This window comes from Agrobacterium sp. (assembly GCF_032092815.1).
GTDB lineage: Bacteria > Pseudomonadota > Alphaproteobacteria > Rhizobiales > Rhizobiaceae > Agrobacterium.
In genome coordinates this window covers 1-21,722 of record NZ_DAMDBP010000030.1, presented here as the reverse complement: position 1 = coordinate 21,722, position 21,722 = coordinate 1, and the positions used below count along the sequence as shown (strand labels likewise).

Sequence of the window (21,722 nt, the reverse complement as noted above, 5' to 3'; positions counted from 1 at the left end):
CCCGCCGTATTCCGGTTGGCGAACCCTTCCTGGATACCACCCAGATCGGCCCGATCAACAACCTGCGCCAGTGGAACAAGATCAGTGAAATGGTCGCAGCTGGCATCAAGGAAGGTGCAACGCTTGCGACCGGTGGCCGCAAACCATCAGAACTGGAAGCAACGGGTGGTTATTATTTCGCCCCGACCATTCTCGACAATGTCGCGCCACAGGCAACACTCTCCAAGGAAGAAGTGTTTGGTCCGGTGGTTGGCGTCACACCATTCGACAGCGAAGAAGAGGCAATTGCGCTCGCCAATGACAATCCTTACGGCTTGGCCGGTGCGGTGTGGACCCAGAATGTGGCCCGCGCCCACCGCGTGGCCTCGCAGGTGCGTGCCGGCACTTTCTGGATCAACGGTTACAAGACCATCAGCGTCATGTCGCCATTCGGTGGCTTCGGCAAAAGCGGTTATGGCCGCTCCAGCGGTCGCGACGCACTTCTGGCCTATACCCAGACCAAGAGCATCTGGGTGGAAACCGCCGCAGACCCGGTGATCACCTTCGGTTATTTCGCGGGATAAACCAACAGAAGCGGGCCGGTCATTCCGGCCCGTTTCTTTTGCACAAAGGACAGGCGGCCTACCCGGCCGCGCGGGAAAACTTTTCCCCCTGACATGACGCTGCCCTTGTGCTCGACCATGACGGCAACACCGTTGAAGCCGTCTCTCATGCGCTGGCAAAACGCAGCGCGCGATCCGTCGTCATCCGCCTCCAACAGCCTGCCGAGATTGCTTCATCTGATGTGTTGATGGCGCCATGCCCATGACATGCGGTCACGCATTTTTGACCGATGCTGAAACTTTTTCACGACCCATGAGTTTAGGCAGGGAGCGAATTGCTCGCACTTCTATTGTTCACGATCCGCCTTCCCAGCGGAGGATCAGGCTCGTTCAGGAGAGGAGATAACCCTATGAACTCTATCATCTATTTAGTCGGCCTCGTTGTCATCGTCATGTTCATTCTCTCGTTCCTGGGACTGCGCTAATGGCCGAGCAAACCGTCATCGAAACCCCGCCCGTTGACACCCCGGTTCGCAGCTATGTGGACTGGCCTGCCATCCTTGCCGGTGCCGTTATCGCCTCTGGCGCCATGGCCGTTCTGACCGCTTTTGCCGGTGGTCTTGGCCTCAGCTCGATCACCGCAGATGATGGCGGCGACATCAGCGTCACATGGCTGGTGCTGACCGCCCTGTTCGTCATCCTGTCGATGGTTGGCTCCTATATGCTGGGCGGTTACATCACCGGTCGCATGCGCCGCCCCACCGGTGAAACGGTAGATCGTGACGAACTGACCTTCCGTGATGGCATGAACGGCCTCGTTGTCTGGGGCATTGGCACCATTATTTCAGGCCTCTTGGCCATTGGTGTTGTGTCTGGCGGCGTCAAGGCAGCCGGCACGGTGGCCACCACGGCCATTGAAGCAACCGGTGCCGCCGTGGGTGGCGCAGCACAAGGCGCAGGCAGCGTCGTTGCCGGTGTGGCACAAGGTGCAGGTGCTGCCGCAGGACCAACCATGGAGCAGATGCTGCCCGGCGGTTTCAAGGCCAACCCCGTTGATTATTTCACCGATGTGCTGCTGCGCACCGATCCGCAGATTGCCCAGATGGATGACGCCCAGAACATGGCCTATACCCAGCGCCAGATCAGCGGCATTCTCGGCACTTTGCTGTCGTCTGGTGAAATCAGCGATGCAGACCGCATCTGGCTGACCAACCAGATCGTTGCCCGCACGGGCCTCAGCCCAACCGACGCCGAAGTGCGCGTGGCAGAAACCACCGAACGCATCAAGGCCGTGCGTGCTGAAGCGCAGACCAAGATCGAGGAAGCCCAGAAGCAGGTTGAAGAAGCGCGGACACAGGCGGAAAAAGCCGTCGAGGACGCCAAGGTTGCTGCAGCAGATGCCGCTGAAAAAGCCCGCATCACCGGTATCCTGACTGCCTTCCTGCTGGGTGCATCTGCCCTTGTTGCAGCCGTTGCCGCCTATATCGGCGCCGTGCATGGTGGCCGCCACCGCGACGAAGGCCGCATCTGGGGTGGCCTGAGCTACCGCAACTAAGACTTCCCCCTGAAGCTGAAACCGCCCCTGGCCCTTGATTGGGCCGGGGGTCATTTTTTACGCGGATGCCTGATTGCTGATGGATGGCTAACCCATGCCGCATCACCGCATCTTGGTGTCAAAAAGGTAGAAACCTCACCTTTCACCCCCGTGACAACGGCCACGGTGACCGACACCAAAACCGCCAATATTAAAGTTGTGTAACGGTGGAACTTCTACCCGCTTTCGCTGTTTCGCTTAGGTCCAAACCAAATGCATGAGATGAAGCAAGACAAATAAATAGGAAAGCTTGATGACGATCAGCAAGACCACAAGTCTGACCCCGGCGCAAATTCGCAAGGAAATCAACCAGCTGCAAAAACAGGTGGCTGATCTCAGCCGTCAGGTTGCAACCATCAACAATCACGTCCCGGTCGGGCAAGATCGCCCATGGCTGCGCATTGCCGCAACCGTTGCGGCCACCTTCGTGCTTGGCCGCATTGTTGACCGTTTCCGATTGGGTGTCGCCGGCGCAACGGCCGTACCGATGATTGCCGCCCAGCTTGGCCACCGCTTTTCGCATTCGGCGCCAAAGGCACGTTTTCTTCGGTAAACAGCAATGCCACGCCTCAGACAGAACAACAACAAAATGAACAGTCGCGCGCAGCGACAAAGCGCATCTGCGCCCGGGAGGTCGCAGTAACCATGTCATCCTTTATCGAAACCACATTCAGGCCCGTGGACCTGAAAATCATCGATTCCGCTTTGGAGGCCTGGCGTAACCATTATTCGCTGCCGAAAGATGACCCTGATGTCAGCATAGCAGCGGAGATATGCATCAACCTGTTTCGCGAGGGCAACAGAACCTTGGACGAGCTGCAAAAGGCAATGGCTCGGCACAAGGCACTCAATGAACTCGCTGCGCGCCACTAGAACAAGTGAAACATAAAATTCCAGCGCAAGGGGCGGAGCATGTGATGCGCCGCCCTTTTTGTTTTTCTCTGTTTGAACAAAATCCGCTCGAGGATTTGCTTGTGTCAGTTGGCCTCACGGCATGTAGATCGGGTTCAGACGGGATAACCGACAAACGTCGTCGGTGTCATGGCCGTGACCTGCCGGAAGGCGCAGGAGAAGGACGCTGTGCTGGAAAAGCCGAACTCATTGGCAACGCGGGCAATGGCATAACCTCGGCCCAGCTGGTCCATGGCCTGCACGATGCGGGCACGCTGCCGCCAGGATTTCAGCGTCATGCCGGTTTCCTCCGGAAAAAGCCGGCTGACCGTGCGCACCGAGGTTGCCGCCCGTGCCGCCAGCTCATCGATATTCAGTTCATTCCGGCGGTCCTCCAAGGCAAGATCCGCGACCCGTTTGCCAATCTGGCTGATGGGCAGGGGCAGGAAGGTCGGGGCGTGCTGTGTCTCGGTCAGTTCATGCAGCATGAGCCGTGCCACCAGCTCAACCTTGTCCGGCCCGGTCGCGTCGGAAAAGGCAGCGTTGAGCAGCGCCTGCATCAATGGTGTCACCCGCAACGTAAACGGTCGGTCCAGCTGGGTTGGCGGCGCCCATGCCTTGGCCACCGCTGGTTCCCAGTTGACCATCCACAGTTCGGCATCAGTTAGAACCTCGACCCTGTGTGGAATACCGGCCGGTATCCACACGGCCAGCTGCGGCGGCACCAGCCAGCGGCCGGCCTGCGTCAACACCTGCACCATGCCGGATGCGGCAAAGGTCAGCTGCGCTTCTTCATGGGTGTGGGTCGGCATGCCCATGCCACGCTGTTTGAAACCACGGAACAGGGTAAAGGGCGGTTTGTGCATCCAGTTTGGCCTTTGCGCGATGCGGATTGGCGTCACATCGCCAAGTCGTTTGTCTATCATGGCCAGTATCAAAGGTCGAGCGCACGCAAAGCCCACCGGCACAAGCACCCGAAATGAGGAACGAGACATGAAAGCGGCCGTCATCAGACAATACGGCAATAATGACGTTGTGGATTATAACGATGTTGATCGCCCGGTGCCGGGGCCAAGTGAGGTTCTGGTCAAGGTCCATGCCGCAGGCGTCAATCCTGTCGATTGGAAAATCCGTAGCGGCCTCGGCCAGCGCATGGGCCTGTCGCTGCCCATTCATCTTGGCGGTGAAATTGCCGGCACCATCGAACAGCTCGGGGATGCCGTCAGCAACTTCAAACCGGGCGATGCCGTCTATGGCATTATCCCGACCGGCGGATTTGCAGACTATGCCATTGCCAGGGCCGATGACCTTGCCCACAAACCGGCCAATCTTGATTTCATCGACAGTGCCGCCGTACCACTTGGCGCACTGACCGCATGGCAAGCGATGTTTGATCTCGCCAAACTTCAGAGCGGCCAGAAGCTGTTGATAACGAACAGTTCTGGCGGTGTCGGTTCGCTTGCCGTGCAACTTGCCAAGGCCAAGGGTGCGCATGTCACCGCCATGGGATCAGCCCGCAATGAAGACTATATCCGCAGCCTCGGCGCAGATCAGTTCATCGACTACAAAAAACAACCCTTTGACACCATGGCCAAGGACATAGACGTGGTGTTCGACACGGTGGGTGGCGACACCTTTGACAAGGCGTTCCTGCCGCTGAAAAAAGGCGGTTTTCTGGTCACTGCCGTGGCGTTCCCCTCCGATGAGGCAAACAGATATGGTGTTGGCGCTGCCCGCGTTTTCTGCAAAGCCAATGCACAACAGCTGGTGTCGATCCGCGAACTGGTTGAAGCCGAAAAGCTGAAGCCCACTGTTACAACCGTGCTGCCGCTTGCCGAGATCAAACAGGCATTTGATCTCTCGGAGGTAGGGCGCACCCGTGGCAAGATCGTTCTTGATGTCAGTGGCCAGCGCTAGACGGCGTCCCCGACAAATCGGGACCGGTGGATTACCGCTGCATGCGTATCTGTTTCGGATCTCTGGTTGCGCTGGCTGACAACTCGAGGGCAGGGGCATCAGGCCTGATACCGGCGCCAACGCCTATTGCTGACCGTTCAAAACCCACTATTCTGCGGCTTCACGACAGGCTGGAAAATAAGTGTTTTGCCAGTTTTTCACACACCATACAACGCAGACCTCGGTTGGCCCCTCCAAATCCGCCGGGTTGCCGAATGGAGAAACCGCATGTTCACCCACATCATGATTGGCAGCAACGACCTGGAACAGGCCAGACGTTTCTACGACGCGACATTCACGGCACTGGGCGGCAAACCCGGCGAAACGGACGCAAGAGGCCGGCTGATCTATATCCATGATGGTGGGCGTTTAATGGTAACCACACCGATTGACGGCAAACCGGCTACAGCGGCCAATGGAGGCACGATCGGCATTGCTGCCGCCACCGCACAGCATGTGCAGGCATGGCATGATGCCGGTGTCGCCAATGGCGGAACCTCCATCGAAACACCACCGACTGAGCGCCCCAACGGCGTCTTCGTTGCCTACCTGCGCGACCCCGATGGCAACAAGCTGACTGCTCGCACGCAGGCCACGAAGTGAGCGAAACTGGCTTTCATGAGAGATAGTCTGTATCCCGCTGTGCGTGCAGTGGCAAAAGGTTCGGGATGGTCGGTAAAGCGCGATACCCTGGTCAAGCGCCTTGATGGGTCCGCACTTGCGGTACATCCGCGCCACGGCTCAAAAGGAATAATCGAGTTTCGGGCAAAGCCTGTGGCCTGGGACCAGCTGCTTTGGTCAATCCTTCAAATACGCGGGAATGAGAAGCAGCCCGCAAGTTTCCATTTCTGGGGTGTTTTCACCTGCGACACACCGGCACTGGCCCAGATGGCGGTGGCAGAAACAGACGAAAACAGCGCCATTGCCGAGAAAATGCGCACGCTTGCAATACGCTGTGAAAGTGAGAGCAGCCTGTGGAACGGCTATGATCTCGACAAGGCCATAAAGGCAGAAACGCCAGACGAACCCTATCGTTATCATATGACGCGGGTGGTTGAACGGATCTGCAAAGGAGATCGAACAACCGCAGGCATCATCTGCCAACAGGCCAATGCAGGCCAGCTGGACATCAGACGGACCTTCAGTGCGACGGACAATGAACGCCCGCCGGATGCCAGAGGTGGTCGGCCGTCCATGACCTTCTTTGAACTTGCGCAGGTCTGGATGAGCCGCAACTGACATCATTCATTTCCATCGGCGTGAGGCAGGCAGGCTGGAAGATTAGAACATACCTGCACAAGATGGGGCTTAACGAATTCGTTTCGCGACAGTAGAATAGTTCTGCGCAAGAGCGGAACTTTTATCGTTCCGACCCGTTTCAGGCTTGTTCTTGAGGAGGAACAGATGCCGACATTATCCTGGAAGCCGATTGAAGTGAAAATGCCGGGTGGCACACAGATGGTGCATGGCCCTTATTCGGCACTGCATTTCTTAACCGATGAATGGCCCGATGCACGCGGGCCTGCCTATGTGGAGGCACGGCGTTTCTGCCGCGCCGCACTGGACGGCAGAAAAACCGCCGAGGAAGCCCGCGAACGGTTTATGGCCGCCGCCTGCGAGGCAAAGCTGGCGCAGGAAACTGCCACCAGCAGCCGCAAGAACTGACGTTTCGCACCGGCCCGTAAGACCGGCTATAAAACAACAAGCAGCCTCTGGTTCTTGAGTGAGCCCGAGGCTGTTTGTATTTTTGGGCAACACTGCATTTAGACCGCGCCAGTTTATCGATTGGCTGTTGCCATTCACGGCTTGCCATTTCCAGACGTTTTGATAGACCGGAATTCCGGCCAACTCGAAGGAAACGATATGCCGGATTTCTCCACACTGTTGATTTTTGCCACCGCTTGCGTCGTTCTGACTGCAACACCGGGACCCGACATGCTGCTGATCACCTCGCGCAGCATCAGCCAGGGGCGGGCGACCGGTTTTCTCACCTATGCCGGTATTGCCGCCGGCACCTATTGCCACGCACTGGCGGCCGCACTTGGCCTGTCCCAGCTTTTGGTCGTGGTCCCGATGGCTTATGAGGTGATCCGCTGGGCAGGATGTGCCTATCTCCTCTATCTTGCCTGGAAAACCTTGCGAACCCGGGCCACGCCGTTCTCGCCTGAAAGCGGGCTGAAACGCTTTTCGATGCGACGGATTTTCAGCGAAGGGCTGGCGACGAATATTCTCAACCCGAAAATGGCGCTGTTCGTTCTGGCGCTGTTTCCGCAATTCGTGCGGCCGGATACTGGATCACTTGTGCTGCAGATGCTGGTGCTGGCCACGGTGCTGAATGGCATCGGTTTCATCGTCAACGGTACGGTCATTCTGCTGAGCGGCCATATCCGTAGCCGGTTTGCTGGTCGCCACCGTTTCAACAAACTGCCGCAATATCTGCTGGCCACGGTGTTTGCCGGTCTGGCCTGCCGCCTGGCATTGGGCAGCCGAAACTGACAGGAGAGGGGTGCCTGCGGTTTGAAGCGTGGACACCCCGCACAGTCTATCTGCCGAATACTGGATTGCGCTCCGGCTCAGTCGCGCCAACCTTTCATCACCAATGCCTTGACAAGGCAGGGTTGAGTGATGTGGATATCGCCGCATGAATGATCTGGTAAAACATGCATTGAAGTTCGCGACGAAAGCGCATGACGGTCAGCTGCGCAAATACACCGGTGAACCCTACATCAACCATCCCATTGCCGTGGCGGCCATTGTCGCCACGGTTGACCACACGCCGGAAATGATTGCCGCAGCATATCTACACGACACTGTCGAGGATTGCGGCGTCACTCTGGCTGAGATCAAGGAACGTTTTGGCGGAAAGGTTGCCACGCTCGTTGCCTATCTCAGCGATGTCTCAACGCCTTACCACGGCAACAGGACCGCGCGAAAAGCGCTTGACCTGCAGCATACGGCATTGGCACCCAAAGAGGCCAAGACCATCAAGCTTGCCGATCTGATCGACAATAGCAAATCGATCTCGGCACTAGATCCCGGTTTCTGGCAGGTCTACCGCGTCGAAAAGCAAAATCTGCTTGCCGTGTTGAAGGACGGCGATCCTGTCTTGTGGGAGCAAGCCGCGGCGCAGTGCGAATGAGCATTGCGCAACATCTCCTGGATCGTCACACCGACGCCAGCCGTTACAGCGTCATCATCGACGAACCTGCCGGGGTTGCCACATTCCTGCTTTTCGACCTCAGCGGCGCCGTGTCCGGTTATCAACAATACAGGCCGGCCGCCGAGAAGGTCAGAAAAAATGATCAGCAACGCGGCCGGTACTTCACCTATAAATCGACGGGTCGCCATGCCGTGTTCGGTCTGGAAAGTTGGCGTTGGTCGCGGCCCCTCTATATCGTCGAAGGCATCTTCGATTGTGTCCGGCTGCACAATATCGGCTACTCTGCCATCGCAACACTGTCCAACGACCCAAAGCAGCTCGCCGAATGGCTCTGGACAATCAACAGGCCAATTTACGCGGTGTGCGACAGTGGGGACGGCGGCGAAAAACTAGCTTCCTTCGCGCATCGCCATGTCACCTGCGATGGTGGAGATCTTGGGTCCATGACCAATGATGAGGTCGCAAGAACCTTGGCGGCATTCTAAAACACCACGTCAGCAACGGAACCATGTCGTGTTTCAAATCCCAGCCGATCTTTTTTTCTGGATTAGGTAGGTCACAAACGCAGAACACGCACCAAGCATAAACATTGCGTCTGCTTCGTCGACACTCGCGTCTTCTTTATCCAGAAGTGCGTGACGGATTCCCCCCGCATCACTCGTGAAGCCATAAATCGATCCAAAAGCAGATTTCAACGCTGAGTGAATTACTCGATTCTTTTCGAGTGCTGTTAGTGCGGGACCGAGAGTATTAGCTCCAGGCGCGATGGTTCTTGCGACCGATTCTACTGCATGTATGCTCTCTCTGATCGAACCCGCCCACGACCCCGCAGTTAGCTCGCTCATAGCCTTTCGTAAGTGAGTTCGGGCTCCATCCATACCGACTGATTTCAATTCATAGAGGGCCTTGTCAGCTGTGGCGGCTTCTGCCTCCGTTGCGAACGGAGCGATGGTGTCGCCGTCAACTACCCGGTAAGCGGCTCTATGTAGCTTTAGCACCGCAGGAACAGCTTGCTTTATATATGGTGGGCATCGGTGATGCCGTAGCACATACTGAATGAACCCAAAGAAATTCAGGTAGTCGTCGTCGAAAAGATTTTCTCTTAGTTCCTGTATGACCGTCGGTTTGTATGAATTAAATGCATCGATTGGCAAATTCAATCGATCAACATGATGGTCGCGCAATACTAATTCCCAATTCCCACTAAGGAAACTATTGCCATCCGCAACTAAAGAATCATGAAACACCTGCCACATCTTCGCTTTTAGTCCTTGAGACACTTCCTTAAGTGCCAGCTGCGATGGCAGCGGTGCTGCGCCCTCTGCCTGCTCAAAAGTCAGCTGTTTGCGATACGAAAACTCATTTTCCACGTATTGCCTCACGTCGGTCTGCTCTGTGCTTGGTGCTAAAAAAAGCCTCCCCGGCATAAGCAGGGGAGGCTTCTGCATTACAGACCGAAGTACGCAAAGATTGAAGCCAAGCTGACCTTTAGATCAAGCTTCAATCGAAACGATTGCTTCGACTGACTGGCTTCGAGAACCAAAGAAGCGTGCATACGCATTCCTTTCATCTCTGGGCGAAGTCCATGAAGAACCGCGTACCGCCCGCCAGACTTATTGAGGGATCTCCAGTTTAATAACAGCCGAGGTGGCTCCCTCAAGCGCGGCTGTTCCGAATTGAAGTCAATATGGCAAATCGTATACCGGGATTCAATATCCCTTAACAACCTATCAGGGTTATTCCACTCCCTACCTGCTAGGTGTCACGAAAGCAGTTGGCGTTCAGATTGTTCAATTTACCGCAAGGTTGTTCTAAGAGAACGCCTTGGCAATGAACTTTGCAAACTGACACGCAAACCTACAAACTGCGCTATTGCCTGCACAGCGTAAAAACCAGAATTCTTCTTGGAAAATCAGAGCAATAGAGGTGGCGACCCCTGCAGGACTCGAACCTGCGACCTACTGCTTAGAAGGCAGTTGCTCTATCCAGTTGAGCTAAGGGGCCAAAATGGCACAAACAATATGCTGTAGAATTAGTGGGTCCAGGGCTGTGTGCGCGAGAACCGGAAATTGTCAGAATAGGAGACTGCCTTGCGGGTGGCTTCCTTTGGCTGAATGACGCGGTATTCGATGCCGTTGCGCTGAGCATAGGCTTCGGCCTGCTCAAGCGTATCAAACGTCAGCTTGACCTGCTGGTTCATGTCAGTGGTGGAAGTGTAACCCATGATCGGATCGATCTTGCGCGGTGTTTCAGCATCAAACTCGAGAACCCAGAGGTGAGTTTTAGCTTTCCCGGACTGCATTGCTGTTTTTGCGGGGCGATAAATCTTTGCAGACATTTGAAAACTGCTCCATGCAAAAGGCAAGAACGGGATTATAAGAAAATTATCCGCGTCGACACAACAAGTTCTTTCCCTTGAGGAGAAAGTGGTCGGAGTGGAGAGATTCGAACTCCCGACCCTCTGGTCCCAAACCAGATGCGCTACCAGACTGCGCTACACTCCGTCGCTGTGTTGATGCGGAGATACATCGTTCATTCTGTTTCCGCAACACCCAAAATGACATTTTTCGCAAGAAAGCTGATTATTTTTCAAAAAACCTGTGCGCAAATTCGCAAATGCAGCAAAACCGGCGAAAAACCTTCTTAACCATTCATTTCGTTGAAGAAATTCTCCGGCTGGTGACACGGTCACCAACACTGATTCCCAATTTTGCCGCCGTTCCGGCGTTCAATTCCAGCACATATTGGATGGGCCCACGCGAACTGATGATGGATTCGGAGTAGGGGACGGCATTTTCGTTGATGTGATGAATGCTGCCATCCGGATTGATGAACAGCATGTCCAGTGGCAGCACGGTGTTGCGCATCCACATGGTCACTTCGCGCACATTGCCGAAGTCAAACAACATGCCGGCATCATCCGCCATTGTCTTGCGATACATCAGCCCTTGCTGGCGCTGACCGTTGGTAACAGCCAGTTCCACATTAAAGCGCAGCTGGCGACCCTTGGCAGTGAGAATGAGCAGCGGTTCCTGATCAAATGTCTCCGACCCCTGTGCGTGGGACACGGAAGGGATAGAGACCACAGATGCGGTGGCTGAAAACAAAAAAAGAAGCGCCACAAAGACGCTTCTCATCATAGTTCCGAAATTCATCGCCATTTTAATGCGCCATGTTGATGGGGCTTGGATTGTCCGGATGGATCTCCGCCGCCATCAGGCCCTTGTCACCATCGCCGTAACGCACCAGAACAACCTGGCCGGGGCGAAGCTCTGCAAGGCCGAAGCGGCGCAGCGTTTCCATGTGAACGAAAATGTCTTCCGTGCCTTCACCGCGCGTCAGGAAGCCAAAGCCCTTGGTGCGGTTGAACCACTTGACGATGGCGCGCTCCAGACCGCTGGAGGCGGTAACCTGAACATGGGTGCGCACTGGCGGCATCTGCGAAGGGTGCACGGCCGTGGACTGATCCATGGAAAGAATGCGGAAGGCCTGAAAACCGCGACCGCCGCGCTGGATAAGCGCAACAATGCGTGTGCCTTCAAGAATGGTCTGGTAACCGTCGCGGCGCAGGCACGACACGTGAAGCAGCACGTCCTGCATGCCATTGTCAGGCACGATGAAACCAAAACCCTTGGCAACGTCGAACCATTTTACAACGCCGGTGATTTCGGTCAGCTCAACCGGATCGCTCGAAAGGTCTTCGAAATCTAATACGCTATTCGATGAAACCCTGTTCGTCATATCCTGCCAACCCCTCGATTACGCGCCATACTACGGTTAACTGATTCCTGCGGGCTAGATTAACATCTTGGTAACGGTTTTACGCAAGCCCAGTTTGGAAATTACCCATAGCTTTCTACAGGCCCGGGCTTGCCCAAAGCTGACTTTCGACGCATGTCTTGCAAGGTACCCCAACAAAGGAGGAAACAAAATGCGATATTTGCACACAATGGTGCGTGTCCGTGATTTGGATCAGTCGCTGAACTTCTACTGCACAATCTTCGGTCTGGAAGAGATACGCAGAATTGAGAATGAGAAGGGCCGTTTTACCTTGGTGTTTCTTGCCGCACGCGACGACGTGACTGTGGCGAAGGAAGAAAAGGCACCATGCCTTGAGCTGACCTATAACTGGGATACCGAGGATTACCAGGGCGGCCGCAATTTCGGCCATCTGGCCTATGAAGTCGACAATATCTATGACACCTGCCAGAAACTGCAGGATGCTGGCGTCACCATCAACCGCCCGCCACGCGACGGCCACATGGCATTCGTGCGTTCGCCAGACGGCATTTCCATCGAGATTTTGCAAAAAGGCGCAAGCCTGGCACCAGCAGAACCATGGATATCTATGCAGAACACCGGCAGCTGGTAATTTTCTGATCTCCGCATAGAGCAGACTTTCCGGCATTTCCAGGCGCCGGAGGACGACGTGGTTTCGGCGGTTCTTATGGTCCACAATCCCTATCTTGCGTTACAGACGCATGGGGGGCATAGTGCCGCCGAATCAAAAAGGCCTTTTCAGGCAGATAGTTAGCTATGCCGAATATCACCGTAAGGTGAGGTTGGGCAGAAAAAACGAACTGAGCGGAGGTCTCATGCCCATGGTTGAAGCAGGAAAAATGACGTCCGCATGGCGCCAGCGTCTGCTGGTGGCGGTGTCACTTCTTGCCTTGTCCGGATGCGTTTCCGCGGTCACGGATGATGGCGATACGGCCTCGCTTTCACCCACCGCCAATTCCACGCAGACAGCCTCTGCAGAGAACACTGCCGCTGACGGCAAGGCCACAGCACCATCCACCAATGGCGGTTATGTGGACCCATCCATGGTATCGGCCAGCCAAACCCAGGCGGGACAGGTTGGCCAGCAGGGCCAGGAACCGCATGTGGCCGAAGCCCAGCAGATGGGTGAGGCCAAGCCGGATCTGGCCGCAGCCGTTCACCAGTCCACTTCCATTTCTGCCGGCAATACCAGCATTTTTGCCAATAACGCGGCACCGGTTCAGGACATGCCGGTGGCGGGCGAAGCAACAGGCAGCGTGCCAGACGCCGCCTATGTGCCGGTACCGGGGGTAAACCCGGCGCTTTCCAGCGTATATTCGGCACCGGCCCAGCCAAAACCGCCGATCGCAGAAGTGCAGCCACAGACCTTGCAGGCGCAGGCCGCCGCCATGAGTGCAGCCGCTGCTGCCAGGGCACCAACGACAGCCCAACCCGCCGCACCAGTTGCCACACCGCAGATCGCAGCACCAATGCCACCGGTGGCGGCCTCGACCACTGCAAAAACCGATGAGACACCGTCAGGCAAATCCGGCATGACATTGGCAGCCTTTTTTGCCGGTGCCGCCAAAAAGCGCTCGGGCAAGACGGCTGGCAATGAACCAGCGGACGATCAGGCCGGGGTTGAAGTGGCGCAGCTGCCAACAGACAGCGCCACGGATATTTCGCAAATGGGCATTGCGCTGCAGGGCCGTGCGACCATGGGTGATGAGTTTGACGACGAACACCTTGAGCAAGACGATGCACCGGCTGGCCTTGCCAAGCTTGCCTCGCTTTCCGGCCTGACGCGCGTTGCGCCCAACGGCTTGGTGCTGCAGACCGAAAAGGTCAATGTTGGCTGCTTCAAGCCTGAACTGGTGCAGATGATCAGGACGGTTGAAAACCATTACAAGCGGCCAGCCATCGTAACCTCAGGCTACCGCCCACCCAAGGGTGGCGTGCGCCGGGGTTCCAAACACCACACCTGCGAAGCCGCCGATGTGCAGATCAAGGGCGTTTCCAAATGGGAACTGGCCACCTATCTGCGCTCGCTGCCAAACCGTGGCGGCGTTGGCACCTACTGCCACACCGAATCCGTGCACATGGACATTGGCGAGGCCCGCGACTGGAACTGGCGCTGCCGCAGAACGACAGCCACAGCCAAAAAGGGCTGATCGACTGGTATGACGTGAAGGTGAGAAAGGGCGGGTTTACCCGCTCTTTTGTTTTTGGGGTGGTTTGTTACAGTCGGGCTGCAAAGTGTCGATGAGGGGTTGATGCGTCTTGTTGCTATGAAAATATCCGGCAGCGTGTTTCGACTAGATGAAACGCCTTGGGACTACCACAACAAACTGCGGCCTTCGGCTTCGGTCGTTGGTGGTTGCACCATGTGCGAAGTGGTGCTGCAAGCCCCCGATGGCGTCATCACAAAGACACCCCAACCGGCTCACTTGCACTTTAGAAGGCTTGTGCAATTTGAAGAGCCCTGCACGGAAATAGACCTCTACGACGGCCCAAAACTGATCATGAAATTCCGGCCTTCGATCCCCACAGATATCCAGATACAAACAGAAGCATAAGGACGAGGCAGTTCGGAGTTGCTGGCAGTATCCACTCTCTCACGCCTCATTCATTTTCGCGTTGAGCCAGCCGCAGTCGCCGCCAAACAATTCGGGTAGAGGCGCATCCCACTACCTCCCTCATCCTCGGGCTTGACCCGGGGATCCAGTGGAGCGCGTCTGCGCGACGAAAGAGTCTTTTCAGCCCAAAGACTTGGGCTGATCTGGATTCCTGTGACATCCCTCGGGCAAGCCCGAGGACAGGAAAGAGGGGTTGGTGGCAGTGTCCAATCAGTGACGCCGCATTCACTGTCACGGTAAGGCAGCCGCAATCGCCGCCAAATCAATTCTGGCAAATACACGTCCCACGAACTCCGATCGCTGTTAGGCAAACAACCTCTCCACGTCATCCTCGCCCTTGAGGCGAGGATCTAAACCCTCCACCACAATCGCGACGTGATTGGATTCTCGCGACAACGCTGAGAATGAAGACGGAGAGGGGAATGCCACCAAAACCCTTGCACGAACGTTCAAGACCCAGCACCGCCAATGGCGTAGCACCTGATCTCAACACCAGCAGAGACGGAGTGCATGCCCATGTTCGATACCAAGATCGCCATCATCATCCGCGATGATCTCGCCACCTGGCAGAAGCTGAATGTCACGGCCTTTCTGACCAGTGGCATTGTTGCGCAGTCGCCCGAGATCATTGGCGAGACCTACCGGGATGCGGCCGGAAACGCCTATAACCCGCTGAGCAGACAGCCGGTTGTTGTACTGTCGGCCGATCAGGACACCATACGCAAGATCAACAACCGAGCGGTCGAGCGGCAGGTCACCGTATCAGCCTATATTGAGGAGATGTTTGCCACCGGCCATGACGAGGCGAACCGGCAGGTGTTTGCACAATTTGCACCGGACACGGCAAAACTGGTGGGCATTGCGCTGCGGGCAGACAAGAAGCTGGTCGACAAGATTGCCAAGGGTGCGAAAATGCACGCCTGATGAGGGCACCGCGCTGCGGGACATGTTTTTCGAGCTGGAGCTGGAGCAGGCTCAGGCCGGATCGTGTGTTTACCGGATCATTGCCATGATCGTGTGGCGCAACTCATCAAGGGCCTGTTGTTTGGAAATTTCACCGTAAGCCGTTGCCGTGGAAAGCGCGTCCGCTGCGCCCATCATGCCCCATAGGGCGGCAAGGGGAATGCAACCGTCGTCGCTATAGGGTGCCAAGGCCTCCCGGCACTTTGCGATAAAGCGGGTTTGGTAACTGCGGATCACCGCCTCCATCTCAGGCGAACCGACAAGTGCTGCGGCAACGCCTGGAATTTCCTGACCCTGCGTCAGCACACAATCAATATAGGCATTGGCAATGACGCTGGCGCGGTCGGCCAGGGTGGCGGGGCAGGTGGAGAGGCCAGTGTCCATCAATTCCGACTGGCGAATATCATAATCGCGGTACAGCGCCGCCAGCAGCGCGTTGCGCGTCTCGAAATGATCATAGACCACAGGTTTGGACACGCCGGCTTCTTCCGCCAGACGCCCCAGCGTCAGGCTGTCAGTTCCGGCCTGCAACACCAGATGCCGTGCCGTTTCAATAAGCTGCTTATGCCGCTCATCGCGTGACAATCTCTGACGGGGTGACACCTTATCCTGCATGCTTGACAATTAACCTACCAACAGTAACCTACTATGAGTATATAGCGAGTCCCCACTCGATTCAACTCATACAACAAGGTTACCCCATGCACTCCCTCATTGTCACGGCACAACCGGAAGCCAATTCTTATACCCATGCAGTCACCCGCGAAGTGATATCCGGCATCAAGGCCACTCCTGATCACACATTTGAACGGCTTGATCTCGCAACCAGCGGCTTCGACGCAACCTTCAACACCGCCGACTACGCCGTGTTTCGCGAAAATGCCACGCCGCCGGATGATGTTTTGGCCGAACAGGCGCGGGTCGATCGCGCCGATGCACTTGTTCTGATTTACCCGGTGTTCTGGTGGTCGATGCCCGCGGTGATGAAAGGTTGGATCGACCGGGTGTTTACGCAAGGTTGGGCCTATTTCGACGAAAGCGGCAAGGACACCATCCGTCTGCTGAACCGACTGTCGGTGCAGACCATTGCAATTGGCGGCGCAACCGAGCGCACCTATCAGCGTCGCGGATATTCAGACGCCATGAAAACCCAGATCGATCAGGGCATTTTCGGCTACATCGGTGCCCGGGTGATCGGCACGGAACTGATCCTGCCGCTGGATGCGGCCTCATCGCAAGCAGGCCTTACCAGGGCTTTCGAAATCGGCAGCGACATTGCCAGCGCCCACCAGCAATCCCTTGCGAAAAAAGACACCGTCGAGGCGTAAGAAACGTTCTCGGTGCGCCCATCTCCGTCGATGGGCGCATCGTTACCGTTCAGTTCACATCGGCAAAACCGTATGCGCGGTGATCGTGTAACCAAACGGGTCGACAAAGGCGAAATACCGCCCGAACGGCCCATCCTTTGGTGCAAAACCAATTGTCACGCCCTTGGCCAGCAGATGCGCGTGCAAAGCATCGGCATCATCACAACCGAACCAGAGGGCAATGCCAACACCCAGTTTCTGGCCATCATCAAATGGCTCAATCGGCGTGCGCACTGCAAAGGGTATCGGCTTGGTGTCAAACACCACCGCCCCCGGAGGCGCAATTGGTGCTGGCGTCAGCCCCACCACATCCCGGTAAAAGGTGAGGGCGCCATCCAGATCCTTCGTCTGGATGCCAATGAAATCAGGTCCAATCAGTTTCGGCATCTCTATCTTTCCTTTTAGTAGACGACCCGGTATTATCAGGGTGCTGATATATGAATTAATATAAGGACCCTGATATGTCCAGCCTGATTGATCCGCCGGTTGATGACACCTATCGTTCGCTTGGTTACGCCTTGAAACGCGCCCAGCAGGCGTTGCGCGGCCGGCTTGATACGGCGCTGCGCGACATTGGGCTGACGACACCGCAATATTCCGTTCTGGCAGGGCTCGAAAAAAACAACGGCCTGTCCAATGCCGAACTGGCCCGCCGCGCCTTCGTGACACCACAAACCATGCAGGCCATCATCGTGACACTGGAAAAGGCGGGGCTCATAAAACGAGAAGCGCATCCGGACAATGGCCGCATATTGACCACCGGGCTGACAGCAGAAGGGCGGCAGGCGGTGCGCGCCGCCCACGAGATTGCCGCCAATGCCGAACAGCAGGTACGCAACGCCGTGGCGCCGGATGAGCCTGATATCATCTACGCCGCCCTGCTGCGCATTGCCGAGGCGATGCGGTGATGTGGTGTTGCGAAGAGGGAAGGGCGGGCGATGGGTGAGGAAGATAAATGCTGGAGAGACCCGACATCAACTGAACACGCGCTGATCATGCATTTGTTGCGCGGTGACTTCAGGGGAAAAGCCCAGATCGTTGCACAATTGGCATCATTGCAAGCCATGTCGATCGGCCAAGGTGTCGGCCTGATGCTTCGCACAAACGGACCTCTGGCTGATGTCGATAACAACGATGCTCCGCCAGCGGATAGCAATGACAGGATCGTGGTTGAAGGTTTTTACGACGATCAGGAGCCGGGCCACACGGGCCTGTTTCAGGTTGCTGCCTTGGTAAGGCTGGCACTGCATGTCAGCAACGGTCGCCTGTCAAAACTCGATATTTACAAAGAGAACGGCCGCGCCATTTGCACCAGCCCCTACGAGATTGACCTGTCCAAAGTGCATTTTTACTGACTGTTTCCTAAGGCGCAGTAAGAATGGTGCAGGCGAGGGGAGTTTGGAGTTGATGACATTGCCCATTCTCCAACGCCTCGTTCATTTCGAGAGCGGTGCGGCATTCATATTGGAAAGTCGATAGCCACTGAAAACCAACCTATCCACGTCATCCTCGCCCTTGTGGCGAGGATCCAAGCCATTCACCAAAATCGCGACGTGATTGGATTCTCGGGACAAGCCCAGATATGACGACGGAGAGGGATGTGCCCCTTCAAACCGGCTGCGAAAACCATGCGAGGAACGAAAAGCGTATCCCGCAACCTCCCTCATCCTCGGGCGTGACCCGGGGATCCAGCGGAGCGCGTCTGCGCGACAAAAGACGTCCTTTCGGCCCAAGGACTTGGGCTGGCCTGGACCCCTGTGACATCCCTCGGGCAAGCCCGAGGACAGGGGTGAGGGGCGGGTGGGCACCCACCGAGCCACATACGATAGCCTCAAGGGTGGGGCAGCGCGGCTGGCGCCCGTACCTCTACCCTTGTGGGAGAGGAAGAAAAATCATCATCTTAGCTTGCTAAGTGATCAATTTTTCAGGTGAGGGGTTTTGCTGCGAACCTCGCCTCCCTCTCCGCCGTTTTCCTCGGGCTTTTCCCTGATATGACGACGCAGAACGGCTTTAGCGATGGTGCCAGGCACGCGACCAATCGCCTTCACTCTAAATCGGAAACGGCCGGCTGGGGATGACGTTTTTCATCACCAGTGTGGAGTTGAGCCGCATGACATGCGGCAGGGCCAGCAGGCTGTTGTCATAAAGCCGCTGAAACGCCGCCAGATCCTTGGCCACCACATGCAGCATGTAATCCGGCTCACCGAACAGACGCTGCGCCTGCACAATTTCCGGCACTTTCAACAGCGCCGCCTCAAAGGCCAGAACGCTGCCCTGGCTGGCCTCGCGCAATGTGACATAGACAATGGACGAAAAACCGATGCCCAGTTTCAGCGGATCGATCGTGGCGCGGTAGTCGGTAATCACACCGGCTTCTTCCAGCGCCCGCAAACGGCGGTGGCACGGCGACAGGCTGAGGCCGACGCGCTCTGCCAGTTCCGTAGCAGATATGCGCCCATCCTTCTGTAATCATGGAGAAAATCATCAGATGGAAATGGGTCTGCTCGTCGCTTTCTGGGCGCTGTCCTTAACACTCGTGCTGACACCAGGTGCCGATTGGGCCTATGCGATTTCGGCCGGCATGCGCAACCGCGCCATTGCACCTGCCGTCAGCGGCATGTTGCTGGGTTATGTGGCCATCACATCGGTGGTTGCCGCCGGGGTGGGCGCCATTGTGGCCAGCATTCCCGTCATGCTGACGGCACTGACGCTGGTTGGCGCCAGCTACCTGATGTATCTCGGCATTGGTGTGTTCCTCAATCCACCGGTGCCGGAAGCAGCCGATGCAGAAGCCACCGCCTGGTCAAACTGGCTCATTCGCGGTTTTGGCGTCAGCGGCGCAAACCCCAAGGCGCTGTTGCTGTTTCTGGCCATCCTGCCACAATTCACCAGCCAGACATCATCCTGGCCGGTCTATGGCCAGATCGCTGCACTTGGCGTTGCGCACATCCTCAATTGTGCCGTCATCTACACCGCCGTGTCGGCAAGCTCGCGTGCCGTGCTGCGCACCCGCCCGCAACTTGCCCGGCTGATTGGCCGCACCTCAGGCGCCGCCATGATCCTCATTGCGCTGGTGCTGATCATCGAGCAGGGCATGCAGTTTTCACTGTAAAAGAACCTTTGGCGCGGCAGATCTTGCGGCAAGCAATGCCTGCCGCACCAACTGCAGCAAAGGATAAAACGCCTGTTTTTGAGAATGCTTCCGAACTGCAGAAAGCGCTTTATATTTGCAGTTGCAAGTCATTGTTATCTAGAGAGATTTCGCAAAATATTCACAGCGTTTTTCTTGACATCTCAGTGCCGGTTTTTTAAACCCTCGGCCATCGGGGAGTAGTCACCGCTGGTGTTCAGCGGGAGTGCGTCAACATACTCGTGCAGCAGCACGTGGCGTACTCAGCCAATCTGTTTGGCTCAACGAGACCGGCGCGACTATCTGCCTTTATCGGACAGGCAGGTGACGCTCCGTTTCACGTCCGCCCCGATGTTTACGAGGTTCATCATGTCGCTCATGGCAATCATCCTGCTATCCATCAGCATGTCCATGGACGCCTTTGCCGTGTCCGTTGGCCGTGGCGCGGCACTGGGTCGCCCGCCGCTGCGCGAAGCCTTGCGCACCGGCCTCGTGTTTGGTGTTGTGGAAGCCATCACGCCGCTGATTGGCTGGGCCGCTGGTGTCGCCGCCGCCTCCTATATCTCAACCATTGACCACTGGGTGGCCTTTGCGCTTTTGGGCGCCGTTGGCCTCAACATGCTCTATTCGGCGTTGAAGGGTGAAGACCACAGCGAAGACAACAAGGCCAAGGCCTCGTTTCTGGTGCTGGTGGCAACGGCCATCGGCACCAGCCTGGATGCCATGGCAGTGGGCGTTTCGCTGGCGTTTCTGGATGTCAACATTGCGGTCATCGCCATCGGCATTGGCCTTGCGACCTTCCTGTTCGCCTCCGGCGGTATCATGGTTGGCCGGTTGATTGGCGAACGTTTTGGCCGTTACGCAGAAGGTGCGGCCGGCATCGTGCTGATCGGCCTTGGCTCATCGATCCTCTATGAGCACCTGACAGCCATTTGATTGGTTGGGTGAGCTGCTAGGCCGAGATCGCTGGGATGACGGGTGCAGAGCAGCCACGATCTGACCGCGACACTCCTCAAAACTGGAAAAGCTGTTATCGAGAGCTGGCCAGCGTTGGAAACGACGCTGGCGTTTCCTCTGCGCCAAAATGAATGCGCCCATCAGCAAAACCAACCAGCAATGTCACGACGATGACGCCGCGAGACAGAACAGCAACCATGCGAGAGGAAGGCAGGGTGGGCATGAACGGCAACCGCGCCTTTCGACCGTCGCCTGTGCAGTGGCTGGCGGGACAGTGGCTTCCGGTCTGCGAATATAGGCTATGCTTCATGACGACACCTGCAAACAGCATATCGCTGTTACGGACAGACTGACACTTCTGCGAATGAGTTGCAATAGCGAAATTTGAGTTGGCTTAGTGTAGGAATGCGATAGAGTGTGAGTGACGGTCTTGCTGTCGAGATGATTGTAACCAGCGCCTGCGTGCCTTCCTGCCGTGATGAACGGGCTTGTCCCAAGTATCTAACCACATCTCGTCAAACGAAACTAACACGACTGGCTGGCTTGGTAGATCCTCGCCACAGGGGCGAGGATGACGTCGAGGAGTGGTTGGTGAAGCAAAAAACAATTTTCCGCCCCATGATCCTCGGTCCAAAACCGTCACTCCCAACCGCGCTGTTATTAGCTTGGAGCATTGTTTGACGCTGAGGGTCCCAGAAACTCTCCTCATGCCTCGTGCTTGTCACAGGCATCCTGTGTGTAAAAACTGTGGTTAAATGGTTGCGGGC

29 protein-coding genes, 2 tRNA genes, 1 pseudogene and 1 riboswitch are annotated in these 21,722 nt (G+C 56.4%); of the genes and pseudogenes, 20 read left to right on the top strand and 12 right to left on the bottom strand.

Annotated features, from left to right (window positions below):
• From RT613_RS16645 to RT613_RS16630, 4 genes are all read left to right on the top strand, one after another.
• On the top strand, positions 1 to 563 hold a 563-nt coding region (locus tag RT613_RS16645), incomplete at its 5' end, for an aldehyde dehydrogenase family protein (RefSeq protein WP_313617107.1).
• A 463-nt stretch (positions 564 to 1,026) separates the two neighbouring features.
• On the top strand, positions 1,027 to 2,097 hold the full coding sequence (locus tag RT613_RS16640; RefSeq protein WP_313617106.1) for a hypothetical protein: 1,071 nt from the start codon (positions 1,027 to 1,029) through the stop codon (positions 2,095 to 2,097).
• Positions 2,098 to 2,389: 292 nt separating this feature from the next.
• On the top strand, positions 2,390 to 2,689 hold the full coding sequence (locus RT613_RS16635; protein WP_313617105.1) for a hypothetical protein: 300 nt from the start codon (positions 2,390 to 2,392) through the stop codon (positions 2,687 to 2,689).
• 92 nt (positions 2,690 to 2,781) lie between these two features.
• Positions 2,782 to 3,009, top strand: a complete 228-nt coding sequence (locus tag RT613_RS16630) for a hypothetical protein (RefSeq protein WP_313617103.1) — start codon at positions 2,782 to 2,784, stop codon at positions 3,007 to 3,009.
• A gap of 134 nt (positions 3,010 to 3,143) precedes the next feature.
• Here the strand turns inward: RT613_RS16630 and RT613_RS16625 are convergent, their stop codons facing one another.
• Positions 3,144 to 3,953, bottom strand: a complete 810-nt coding sequence (locus RT613_RS16625; protein WP_313617101.1) for a helix-turn-helix transcriptional regulator — start codon at positions 3,951 to 3,953, stop codon at positions 3,144 to 3,146.
• 67 nt (positions 3,954 to 4,020) lie between these two features.
• Between RT613_RS16625 and RT613_RS16620 the strand changes: the two genes are divergently transcribed.
• From RT613_RS16620 to RT613_RS16590, 7 genes are all read left to right on the top strand, one after another.
• Entirely contained in the window at positions 4,021 to 4,944 is a 924-nt protein-coding gene (locus RT613_RS16620; RefSeq protein ID WP_313617099.1) for an NADP-dependent oxidoreductase, read from the top strand.
• 267 nt (positions 4,945 to 5,211) lie between these two features.
• A complete protein-coding gene (locus RT613_RS16615) occupies positions 5,212 to 5,586 on the top strand; it encodes a VOC family protein (RefSeq protein WP_313617097.1) in 375 nt (124 codons plus the stop codon).
• Between the two features lie 15 nt (positions 5,587 to 5,601).
• On the top strand, positions 5,602 to 6,222 hold the full coding sequence (locus RT613_RS16610; protein WP_313617096.1) for a hypothetical protein: 621 nt from the start codon (positions 5,602 to 5,604) through the stop codon (positions 6,220 to 6,222).
• Between the two features lie 165 nt (positions 6,223 to 6,387).
• Positions 6,388 to 6,648: a DUF982 domain-containing protein gene (locus RT613_RS16605; protein ID WP_313617095.1), complete on the top strand. Its 261-nt coding sequence runs from the start codon at positions 6,388 to 6,390 to the stop codon at positions 6,646 to 6,648.
• A gap of 198 nt (positions 6,649 to 6,846) precedes the next feature.
• A complete protein-coding gene (locus RT613_RS16600) occupies positions 6,847 to 7,479 on the top strand; it encodes a LysE family translocator (RefSeq protein ID WP_313617094.1) in 633 nt (210 codons plus the stop codon).
• 145 nt (positions 7,480 to 7,624) lie between these two features.
• Positions 7,625 to 8,122 carry an HD domain-containing protein gene (locus tag RT613_RS16595; RefSeq protein WP_313617093.1) on the top strand — a complete coding sequence of 166 codons (498 nt, stop codon included), beginning with the start codon at positions 7,625 to 7,627 and terminating at the stop codon, positions 8,120 to 8,122.
• Positions 8,119 to 8,628: a hypothetical protein gene (locus tag RT613_RS16590; RefSeq protein ID WP_313617092.1), complete on the top strand. Its 510-nt coding sequence runs from the start codon at positions 8,119 to 8,121 to the stop codon at positions 8,626 to 8,628. Before RT613_RS16595 ends, RT613_RS16590 begins: the two co-directional genes overlap by 4 nt.
• A gap of 33 nt (positions 8,629 to 8,661) precedes the next feature.
• Here the strand turns inward: RT613_RS16590 and RT613_RS16585 are convergent, their stop codons facing one another.
• The 6 genes from RT613_RS16585 to RT613_RS16560 all read right to left on the bottom strand — a co-directional run bounded on the left by RT613_RS16585 (position 8,662) and on the right by RT613_RS16560 (position 11,884).
• On the bottom strand, positions 8,662 to 9,513 hold the full coding sequence (locus RT613_RS16585) for a hypothetical protein (protein WP_313617090.1): 852 nt from the start codon (positions 9,511 to 9,513) through the stop codon (positions 8,662 to 8,664).
• A 557-nt stretch (positions 9,514 to 10,070) separates the two neighbouring features.
• Positions 10,071 to 10,147: transfer RNA gene (locus RT613_RS16580), tRNA-Arg, on the bottom strand.
• Between the two features lie 28 nt (positions 10,148 to 10,175).
• Complete coding sequence (locus RT613_RS16575; protein ID WP_313617088.1) at positions 10,176 to 10,481, bottom strand: ETC complex I subunit; 306 nt, start codon at positions 10,479 to 10,481, stop codon at positions 10,176 to 10,178.
• 89 nt (positions 10,482 to 10,570) lie between these two features.
• Positions 10,571 to 10,647 (bottom strand) — tRNA-Pro (locus tag RT613_RS16570).
• 147 nt (positions 10,648 to 10,794) lie between these two features.
• Positions 10,795 to 11,304 (bottom strand): DUF192 domain-containing protein, encoded by a 510-nt coding sequence (locus RT613_RS16565; protein WP_409558839.1) that lies wholly within the window; start codon positions 11,302 to 11,304, stop codon positions 10,795 to 10,797.
• 1 nt (position 11,305) lies between these two features.
• Positions 11,306 to 11,884 carry a cold-shock protein gene (locus RT613_RS16560; protein ID WP_313617084.1) on the bottom strand — a complete coding sequence of 193 codons (579 nt, stop codon included), beginning with the start codon at positions 11,882 to 11,884 and terminating at the stop codon, positions 11,306 to 11,308.
• A 190-nt stretch (positions 11,885 to 12,074) separates the two neighbouring features.
• On the opposite strand from RT613_RS16560, the gene gloA reads away from it, so the two are divergent.
• The 4 genes from gloA to RT613_RS16540 all read left to right on the top strand — a co-directional run bounded on the left by gloA (position 12,075) and on the right by RT613_RS16540 (position 15,462).
• The gene (gloA, locus tag RT613_RS16555) at positions 12,075 to 12,515 is read left to right on the top strand and encodes a lactoylglutathione lyase (protein WP_313617082.1); all 441 of its coding nucleotides are present in this window, start codon (positions 12,075 to 12,077) and stop codon (positions 12,513 to 12,515) included.
• 223 nt (positions 12,516 to 12,738) lie between these two features.
• The gene (locus RT613_RS16550; RefSeq protein WP_313617080.1) at positions 12,739 to 14,073 is read left to right on the top strand and encodes a D-Ala-D-Ala carboxypeptidase family metallohydrolase; all 1,335 of its coding nucleotides are present in this window, start codon (positions 12,739 to 12,741) and stop codon (positions 14,071 to 14,073) included.
• A 102-nt stretch (positions 14,074 to 14,175) separates the two neighbouring features.
• A complete protein-coding gene (locus tag RT613_RS16545) occupies positions 14,176 to 14,478 on the top strand; it encodes a hypothetical protein (protein WP_313617078.1) in 303 nt (100 codons plus the stop codon).
• 576 nt (positions 14,479 to 15,054) lie between these two features.
• Entirely contained in the window at positions 15,055 to 15,462 is a 408-nt protein-coding gene (locus tag RT613_RS16540) for a DUF2000 family protein (protein ID WP_313617076.1), read from the top strand.
• Positions 15,463 to 15,531: 69 nt separating this feature from the next.
• Here RT613_RS16540 and RT613_RS16535 read toward each other — a convergent pair whose 3' ends face one another.
• Entirely contained in the window at positions 15,532 to 16,116 is a 585-nt protein-coding gene (locus RT613_RS16535) for a TetR/AcrR family transcriptional regulator (RefSeq protein ID WP_313617074.1), read from the bottom strand.
• 86 nt (positions 16,117 to 16,202) lie between these two features.
• On the opposite strand from RT613_RS16535, the gene RT613_RS16530 reads away from it, so the two are divergent.
• Positions 16,203 to 16,829 carry an NAD(P)H-dependent oxidoreductase gene (locus tag RT613_RS16530; RefSeq protein WP_313617072.1) on the top strand — a complete coding sequence of 209 codons (627 nt, stop codon included), beginning with the start codon at positions 16,203 to 16,205 and terminating at the stop codon, positions 16,827 to 16,829.
• Between the two features lie 54 nt (positions 16,830 to 16,883).
• On the opposite strand, the gene RT613_RS16525 is transcribed toward RT613_RS16530, so the two are convergent.
• Positions 16,884 to 17,255: a VOC family protein gene (locus RT613_RS16525; RefSeq protein ID WP_313617070.1), complete on the bottom strand. Its 372-nt coding sequence runs from the start codon at positions 17,253 to 17,255 to the stop codon at positions 16,884 to 16,886.
• A 74-nt stretch (positions 17,256 to 17,329) separates the two neighbouring features.
• Here RT613_RS16525 and RT613_RS16520 point away from each other — a divergent pair, with 74 nt between their 5' ends.
• On the top strand, positions 17,330 to 17,776 hold the full coding sequence (locus RT613_RS16520; RefSeq protein ID WP_313617068.1) for a MarR family transcriptional regulator: 447 nt from the start codon (positions 17,330 to 17,332) through the stop codon (positions 17,774 to 17,776).
• Positions 17,777 to 17,806: 30 nt separating this feature from the next.
• On the top strand, positions 17,807 to 18,223 hold the full coding sequence (locus RT613_RS16515; protein WP_313617066.1) for a hypothetical protein: 417 nt from the start codon (positions 17,807 to 17,809) through the stop codon (positions 18,221 to 18,223).
• A 694-nt stretch (positions 18,224 to 18,917) separates the two neighbouring features.
• On the opposite strand, the gene RT613_RS16510 is transcribed toward RT613_RS16515, so the two are convergent.
• Positions 18,918 to 19,235 carry an Lrp/AsnC family transcriptional regulator gene (locus RT613_RS16510; protein ID WP_313617156.1) on the bottom strand — a complete coding sequence of 106 codons (318 nt, stop codon included), beginning with the start codon at positions 19,233 to 19,235 and terminating at the stop codon, positions 18,918 to 18,920.
• Positions 19,236 to 19,238: 3 nt separating this feature from the next.
• A pseudogene (locus RT613_RS16505) lies at positions 19,239 to 19,325 on the bottom strand (winged helix-turn-helix transcriptional regulator); the annotation flags it as partial.
• Between the two features lie 31 nt (positions 19,326 to 19,356).
• Here RT613_RS16505 and RT613_RS16500 point away from each other — a divergent pair.
• Positions 19,357 to 19,980, top strand: coding sequence for a LysE family translocator (locus tag RT613_RS16500; protein ID WP_313617064.1), 624 nt, complete (start codon positions 19,357 to 19,359; stop codon positions 19,978 to 19,980).
• 201 nt (positions 19,981 to 20,181) lie between these two features.
• Positions 20,182 to 20,280, top strand: a riboswitch (yybP-ykoY riboswitch).
• 87 nt (positions 20,281 to 20,367) lie between these two features.
• A complete protein-coding gene (locus tag RT613_RS16495) occupies positions 20,368 to 20,934 on the top strand; it encodes a manganese efflux pump MntP family protein (protein ID WP_313617063.1) in 567 nt (188 codons plus the stop codon).
• A 94-nt stretch (positions 20,935 to 21,028) separates the two neighbouring features.
• Here RT613_RS16495 and RT613_RS16490 read toward each other — a convergent pair whose 3' ends face one another.
• On the bottom strand, positions 21,029 to 21,265 hold the full coding sequence (locus tag RT613_RS16490; RefSeq protein ID WP_313617062.1) for a hypothetical protein: 237 nt from the start codon (positions 21,263 to 21,265) through the stop codon (positions 21,029 to 21,031).
• Positions 21,266 to 21,722 lie beyond the last annotated feature (457 nt).